The sequence below is a fragment of the Rhizobium redzepovicii genome, assembly GCF_019793435.1.
Lineage (GTDB): Bacteria > Pseudomonadota > Alphaproteobacteria > Rhizobiales > Rhizobiaceae > Rhizobium > Rhizobium redzepovicii.
In genome coordinates this window covers 221,522-228,484 of the sequence record NZ_JAILYH010000013.1, presented here as the reverse complement: position 1 = coordinate 228,484, position 6,963 = coordinate 221,522, and the positions used below count along the sequence as shown (strand labels likewise).

3 protein-coding genes are annotated in these 6,963 nt (G+C 60.7%); 2 read left to right on the top strand and 1 reads right to left on the bottom strand.

What is annotated here, in order from left to right; all coding sequences use genetic code 11:
- The coding region (locus tag K6N12_RS21710) for a N,N-dimethylformamidase beta subunit family domain-containing protein (RefSeq protein ID WP_222148969.1) at window positions 1-3,446 on the bottom strand (3,446 nt) is incomplete at its 3' end.
- A gap of 571 nt (window positions 3,447-4,017) precedes the next feature.
- Between K6N12_RS21710 and K6N12_RS21705 the strand changes: the two genes are divergently transcribed.
- Entirely contained in the window at window positions 4,018-5,331 is a 1,314-nt protein-coding gene (locus K6N12_RS21705) for a polysaccharide biosynthesis/export family protein (RefSeq protein WP_179867145.1), read from the top strand.
- Window positions 5,332-5,410: 79 nt separating this feature from the next.
- The gene (locus tag K6N12_RS21700) at window positions 5,411-6,919 is read left to right on the top strand and encodes an O-antigen translocase (RefSeq protein WP_097627776.1); all 1,509 of its coding nucleotides are present in this window, start codon (window positions 5,411-5,413) and stop codon (window positions 6,917-6,919) included.
- The last annotated feature ends 44 nt before the right edge of the window (window positions 6,920-6,963 follow it).

Here is a 6,963-nt window from a genome sequence, read left to right as displayed (position 1 = left end):
CCAGAATCCGGATCGGTGTCGTTGGTCAGCACGTTACCGCTGGCAACCACGCCGCCCGAACCGTTGGCCACGCCGCCCTTCTCGGTCGCATCGCCCGCATCGGCAACCGCCGTCGGCGTCGTGTTCGAGCTCGGCGTGGTAAACATCACATCGACCCAATAATTCGTCGACTGAAATGTGGTCGTGGGGAACTGACTGTTGTTGCCATAGCGGTAGACACCATTGCCGCTGGCCGGTGCCGTCAGCGGACCGCTGGTCACATTTGAGGTGAAGTAGTTGGTGGTCGTGGAATAATGACCGGTATTCGTGTGGTAAGACGCCGTGTAGATTTGCCCGGCTGTCAATGACACCGGACTGGTGAAATAGGCAGTCTGCCAGCCGCTGGTCGTCTCGTTCGTGAAGGTGAGGGTCGCAAGCCGTGTACCAGTGCTCGACCATAGTGAACCTGTATGCGTTCCCGTATCGAGGTCGCTCTTGTAGAAACGAATGCCGGTGACGGTGCCCGCCAAGGAGGTCTGGAATTTCACGCCGAGTTCAACGGCCGAGGTATCGTTGGTGTTGATCACCGCCGGTGTCGCTGCACCGAAGAGAGAGGTGTAATTCGGCCCGCTGACGGTGACCGTTCGACCCGTCGAGGGTGTTTCCAGGTTGACGTTGTCGTCCACTGCGCGAGATCGGATGGTGTAGGTGCCCGCGGTCTGCGGCGACCACTTATAAGTCCAGTTCTCATCGCCGGTCGCCGGATGCCAACTCGCCCCGTTGTCGGTCGAGACCTCGACCGCGGCGATAACCCCGCCTCCTGAATCGGTAGCTGTGCCGGTAATCGTCACGGTGGATCCAACGGCCGCCGTGGCGGGCACCGTGATCACCGAAGTCGGTGCAGTATGATCCGCCGAAGCCGTTGCCGCAACGAGCCCGGATTGCAGCGTCCCGGGCTGAATGCCCATATCGGCCAGCAGATTGACCATAGCCTGCTGCACGCGGGGATCGGTCGCAGTCGCCTGATTGTCATGATTGTCGCTCAGGCCCCACGTCCAGTAGACGGTACCGGCGCCGAACACCAGCGCACCGCTGGGCGCCCGATAAAGCGTCAGATTGTGGGTCGCAGTCGCATTGCCGGTCGTGTTTCCGTAGTCGAGCAGGTAGGTGCTGACCGGAAGCGTCGTCGATGAGAGCTTGACGAGACCAGCCGGATCGAAGCCGTTGTCAGTCGCTTCATCCCACTCGTAACCAAGATAGTTCTTGGTGAGCGTTGCCGTCTGGCCAGGCTGAAGATTGGCGACGCTCGTATTGCGCCAGAAGCGCAGGTTGGCGTCGTCGTATCCGACGGTGATCGCGGCGAGATTGCTGCCGACATCGTCGACCTTGAACAACTGCCCGGTCAGCGAGTTTTCCGGGTTTCCGCCGCCGATGGCAGGTGGGCTGAGACGCGGATCACGGAAGGTGCCCGTCCATTCGTTGGAAGGGTCGATGCTGCTGCCAGGCGCCCATGTCTCCTTGTAGGAGATAAGTGTGCGATAGGGCGTGCCGTCGGCGCTGTAGGCGTTGCCCCAACGGGTGCGCCAATAGACTTCGTTGCCGCTCCAGAACATCAGGTTGACGCCCGCGTCGCGCGCGGCTTCGACATTGGTCCGCTGCTGTCCCGACCAGTATTCGTCGTGCCCGGCATCGATATAGGTCTTGTGATTAAGCAGGAGACTGCCATAGCGGTCGACGTCGACACCCGACATATAGGAGACGTCATAACCGTTCTGTTCCAGCCAGTAGATGCCAGCATATTCGGCGCCGAACAGATAGTCCTGCGGGCCGGCATAGGTGCCGACCCCGCCGCGGGTTGCAATCGGCCTGTTGTAGCTGACGGCATAGGCGCGACCAGCGCCCTGGCCCGTCGCGGGGCCGTTGCCGCCATAGAAGTTTGCGCCACCCCAGCCGTTGTAAGCTTGCCAGGTCTCGTCTGCGGTCTGGAAGACAATGTCGCTGTGGCTGGCATCGTCGCGCACGATGAACGGGATTTGATTTTCGCCAGAGGTGCCATCCTGGCGCACAAGCTTGGCGATGTAGACGCCTGAGACAGCATCATCAGGTACGGTCCACGAAGCCGAAACCGCCCAGTTGCCGGCATCGACCGTGCCGGTCGTTGCATTGCGCAACGGACTGGGCTGGGTCTGCAATCCGGTATGCTGCATTGTCGCGACCTTGCGCGCGCCCATGCCGCCATAGTAGCCGAGTCGATAGATATCGATCCGGTAGTTGGTAGAATTCGTGTTGATCTTGAAGTTGATCGTCTTGCCGTTGTCGACGCTGATGTCGGTCGCAAAACCTTCGATGTTGGTGCTGCCGGCACCGTCGATACCCCACTCGCTCTCCGGGTTGCCCTGCTTCTGGTTTTCCAGGACGATCGCGTTGCTGGCCGCCGCCGCAGCGGCCGCCAGATTTTGCGTCGTCAACGATCGCTGCGCAGAAGGTGGAGACGGCGTCGTCACCGAGCCGGAAAGGGTGCCGACACCCTTCGTGGTAGTGCCCTTTCCGGTCTCTCCGCCGCCTGGCAACGATCCGTTCAGGGCCGTTGATTCTGTCCACGTTGCGGTTCCGCGCCAGCCTGAGAGAGGAGACAGGCTACGATCGAGAAGCGGGTCGCTGACCGAGGCTCCGATGGCCTTCTTGATCGCCTCCGCATAGTCCGGTCCGTCGGTCAGCTTTGATCCCGGCAACTGACCATCTTGCTGAAGCAGGGCGCCGCTATGGGCGTAATCGAGAATCCGTGTGGGGGACGTATAGTAGCCGCACCCGCACACACCAAAGGGCATGCCAACCGCCAGCGCATTTGCACCAGCATGCTGCACGGTCGACTGCGCCGACGGCGTCGATTCGAGAATGACGACTTTGCCCGAGTGCGCACGCTCGCTGGCGACGGCGGCAGAATCGTGCCCCGACGAGGTCGGTGAAGGGCTTTGCGGCAGATATGGCGCCAAAGGATCGTCGCCTATGAGGTTCATTCCAGCGTAGGTGCGGTAAAGGGGTGATGCCGACCCGAACGCAAGTCCGTGCGCGTTCCCCTCGAAAGGGGCAAAATCCGGCATATGAACTGACAGTACGGACGCGGCTCTATTAGCGCTTCGCTTTCCGATTTCGCGATTGACTGTGAAAGCGTCGGGCAAGGGCGGCGCTACAACGCCGTCGTCGGCCCGACCGTCAGAGTCACCGTCCACGCCCGCGATCTGCCCAACGTCGTGCTTGTTGAGCGCCGCGTCATTATGGGGATCGCCGACAAGGGGAGCCTGCTTGTTTCCATCCGCCGTTTGCACCCCTGCCGCGAGTTGGGCATCATCCCCTTGCTTTCCGGCCGGCTTACGCGGCCTTTCCTTTCCGCCGACAGTCAACCATCGGGGGACCAGCGAATCCAGCAGGAGTGAGCGCGAAGTCCACCGGCGAGCGTTGCGATACATGGCAGGTACCTCGCGAGATTGTCAGGGTCGAATCTATATCGCTTAAACGCGAAGTTCTGAAGTATAGTCGAAAATTAGCAGAGTATATCCTACTCCTTTCGCTCTACTGGCGGCATCCTTTTGGCAAGCGGCCGTGTTGCGCGCCCGCGCGATGGATCAGATGCGTGATGGCGGAGATTGCGGTTTCCTGTGCAAGGCTCGCAGCCGCGAAGAGAGCGAAGCGGCGGGTCATCGTGCGGTAAGATCGGCGATCCGGAGCATACAGGCGCTGCCGAGGGGTTGCGCTTCACCGAAGCGAGCGCGCCTATTTCTGCGTGCAGAACCTGTTGATTTTGCGCGACAACGCCTGTGTGCGGCACCGACGATACATGTTTCTACTCAATTTAGGCTGAAGCACCCTCCCCACCTCATCAATATTGATGTGGCAAAGCAAACGACCTCCACCTTCCTCAAGGCTTCGCCAGACTGCACACTGGCGATGCAGCTTCGGAATTTGGTTCCGGCGTTCGAGCAGAGTTCAAGGTAATCGTATCAGCGTCCGTGTAAGAATGTTTGCAGGCGAGACATGCATATGAATCTATCGCACCGCGCCCCTCGCGTGTTCTTTCGCGCGACGTTTGTCATCAGCACACTCGCCTTTCTCGCCGGAGCGGTGCCGTCTGCTGTCGCCGACAGCTCCCCCTTGGCGCCACAAACGAGAATCCGCCTGACAATCGTCCAATGGATCCAGTCCAAAGGCCAGTTTGAGCGATGGGACGGGATTGGCGGCGACTATACGGTTTCGGATGCAGGTACGGTCTCCCTACCCTTTCTGGGGTCGCTGTCGGTTGGAAATCTGGATAATGCGGGCCTTACCAGCGAAATTGCCAAGCGCCTTCAAGCGAAGATGGGTTTGGCCCAGGCGCCTGCGGTGACCATCGATATCCTCGACTATCCCTCCATTTACGTCGTCGGAGACGTGGTAGCGCCGGGAGAATACAAGTTTCGCTCTGGCCTCAGCGTCCTGCAATCCCTGGCCATGAGCGGCGGCCCGTTGCGGGCTGCGGCACAGCAGCAATCGCAGACGATCAGGCTTGCCGGCGACTTGCGGGAGATCGACCATTCGCTGCTGCGCGGTTCGGCAAAACTCGCGCGGCTGCAAGCGGAGATGGCCGGGAAGAAAGAGATCGCCTTCGATCCGCCGCCCGCTGCCGATCGGCAATATGCCGAGAGTATCTACGAGGAGGAGCGGGTCATTTTTCAGGCCCGTGCAAACGCACTGGACAAACAGTCGGTGGCGCTCGTCGAATTGCGCAATCTCTTGACGGCGGAAATCGAAACAATGCAAGAAAAGCTGAAAGGCTCGGATGACAATATCCAGTCGGTCGAGGAGCAACTGACGAGCGTGAAGACGCTGGTCCAGAAGGGCCTGACAATCAGCTCACGCCAGATGGATCTGGAACGGTTGCTCACCACCTATCGCTCCGACCGGCTCGACCTCGTCACCGCCATCATGCGGGGCCGCCAGGCAACCAACGAGACGACGCGCAGTCTCGAGGGACTTTCCGACACTCGCCGTAGCGAGATCGCGTCCGAGGTGCAGGCGGAAAGAGCCAATCTCGATCAGCTGAAATTGAAGCGCGACACCACGCAACAACTTCTTCTCGAAGACCTGGCGAACGGCGCCAACGTGAATAACCGCGTTGACGAACTCCCCCTGACGTTCGTCGTGAACCGGCGGGACAATGGACAGGTCACTCAATTCCAGGCCTTGGAAACGACCGAGTTAGCGCCGGGCGACGTGATCAGGGTAACCCGGAGCCGCAGCATCGCCGATGCGCCGTCCGAAGACGCCGCAGCTCTACCTGCTCAGAACGAGGCGCATATCAGTCAGGTAAGCCGGTGATAAGCGAAAAGCATGTGCTGCAATCGAGCCTGCGGCGGGGATTGAACGCCGGCACAGGACACACGGCTGGGGGCTTCCGATGACTTTGCGCATTACCCCACCCGGCAGCCAGACCTACACCGAGATCCTCAAGTCGACGATGCTGATGGGCGGCGCTTCGCTCGTGAATGTCGCACTCAGCATTATCAGAAACAAGGCGATGGCCGTCCTGCTCGGGCCTGAGGGCATCGGGCTTATGGGCCTTTATAGCTCGATTGTCGATATCGCGCAGTCTATCGCGGGTCTGGGCGTCGGCGGCAGTGGCGTGCGCCAAGTCGCTGAGGCAGCCGGCACCGGCGACTCAGCGAGGATTGCCCAGTCGGCAACCGTGCTGAGACGCATATCGGTGGTGCTGGCGCTGCTTGGGGCGGTTCTTCTCGCCGCATTGGCATATCCTGTCTCAAGTTTCACTTTCGGTGATTTCCAGCACGTCGGCGGCATTGTGCTGCTGTCGCTCGCCGTTTTCTTCCGGCTGGTGTCTGCGGGGCAGAGCGCATTGATTCAGGGCCTGCGCGGCATTGCCGATCTTGCCCGCATCAACGTGCTTGCCGGGCTCATCGGTACGGCCGTGAGTATCCCGCTGATCTACCTGTTCGGGGTCCAGGCGATCGCACCGTCGCTCGTGGTCATTGCAGCTGCCTCGATCCTTCCGACCTGGTGGTACAGCCGGCGGATCTTCCCGCATCCATCCCCAATGCCGGCGCGCCAGTTCAGCCGGGAGGTGTCGGCGCTGCTCCGGCTCGGTTTCGTCTTCATGGCAAGCGGACTTCTGACCTTCGGTGCGGCCTATGCCATCCGCCTCATCGTGCTGAAGGAGGGCGGCGTCATGGCGGCCGGACTGTATCAGGCGGCCTGGGGCCTCGGCGGTCTATACGCCGGTTTCATCCTGCAGGCCATGGGAACGGATTTCTATCCGCGCCTGACCGCAACGATCGACAACAGTGCCGAATGCAATCGGCTGGTCAATGAACAGGCGGAAATCAGCATGCTGCTCGCCGGCCCCGGCCTGCTCGGCACGCTGACGCTCGCGCCGCTGATGATGAGCCTGTTCTATTCGGCTGAATTTCATGGGGCAGTCGAGCTTCTGCGCTGGATCTGCCTCGGAATGATGCTGCGGATCATTGCTTGGCCGATGGGTTTCATCGTCGTGGCGAAGCGTACCCAGGCGATCTTCTTCTGGACGGAGGTTGCGGCGGCAGTCGTGCATGTCGGGCTTGCCTGGCTCTTCGTATCGCTGTTCGGTACGCGCGGCGCCGGCATGGCGTTTTTTGGCCTCTATGTCTGGCACAGCATCCTGATCTATGTGATCGTGCGGAGGCTGACCGGTTTTCGCTGGTCCGCCGCCAATCGCAGACATGCGCTGCTGTTCCTGCCTGCATCGGGACTGGTATTCCTGATGTTCTCGATTTTGCCGCTATGGCCGGCGACGGCGATCGGCTTCGTCGCCGTCGTTCTCTGCGGGCTCTATTCGCTGCGCATGCTGATCGACCTGCTTCCGCCGGAATCCGTGCCGGCAATCATCCGCGGATGGATCACGAAATCAGCATAACGAACAATGCGCGCATCCGAAGATGCGCGCATTGTTCGTTATGC

Excerpts from the sequence above, each read along its gene's own strand:
- K6N12_RS21705 (WP_179867145.1), top strand. The coding sequence starts at position 4,018 with ATGAATCTATCGCACCGCGCCCCTCGCGTGTTCTTTCGCGCGACGTTT.
- K6N12_RS21700 (WP_097627776.1), top strand. The coding sequence starts at position 5,411 with ATGACTTTGCGCATTACCCCACCCGGCAGCCAGACCTACACCGAGATC.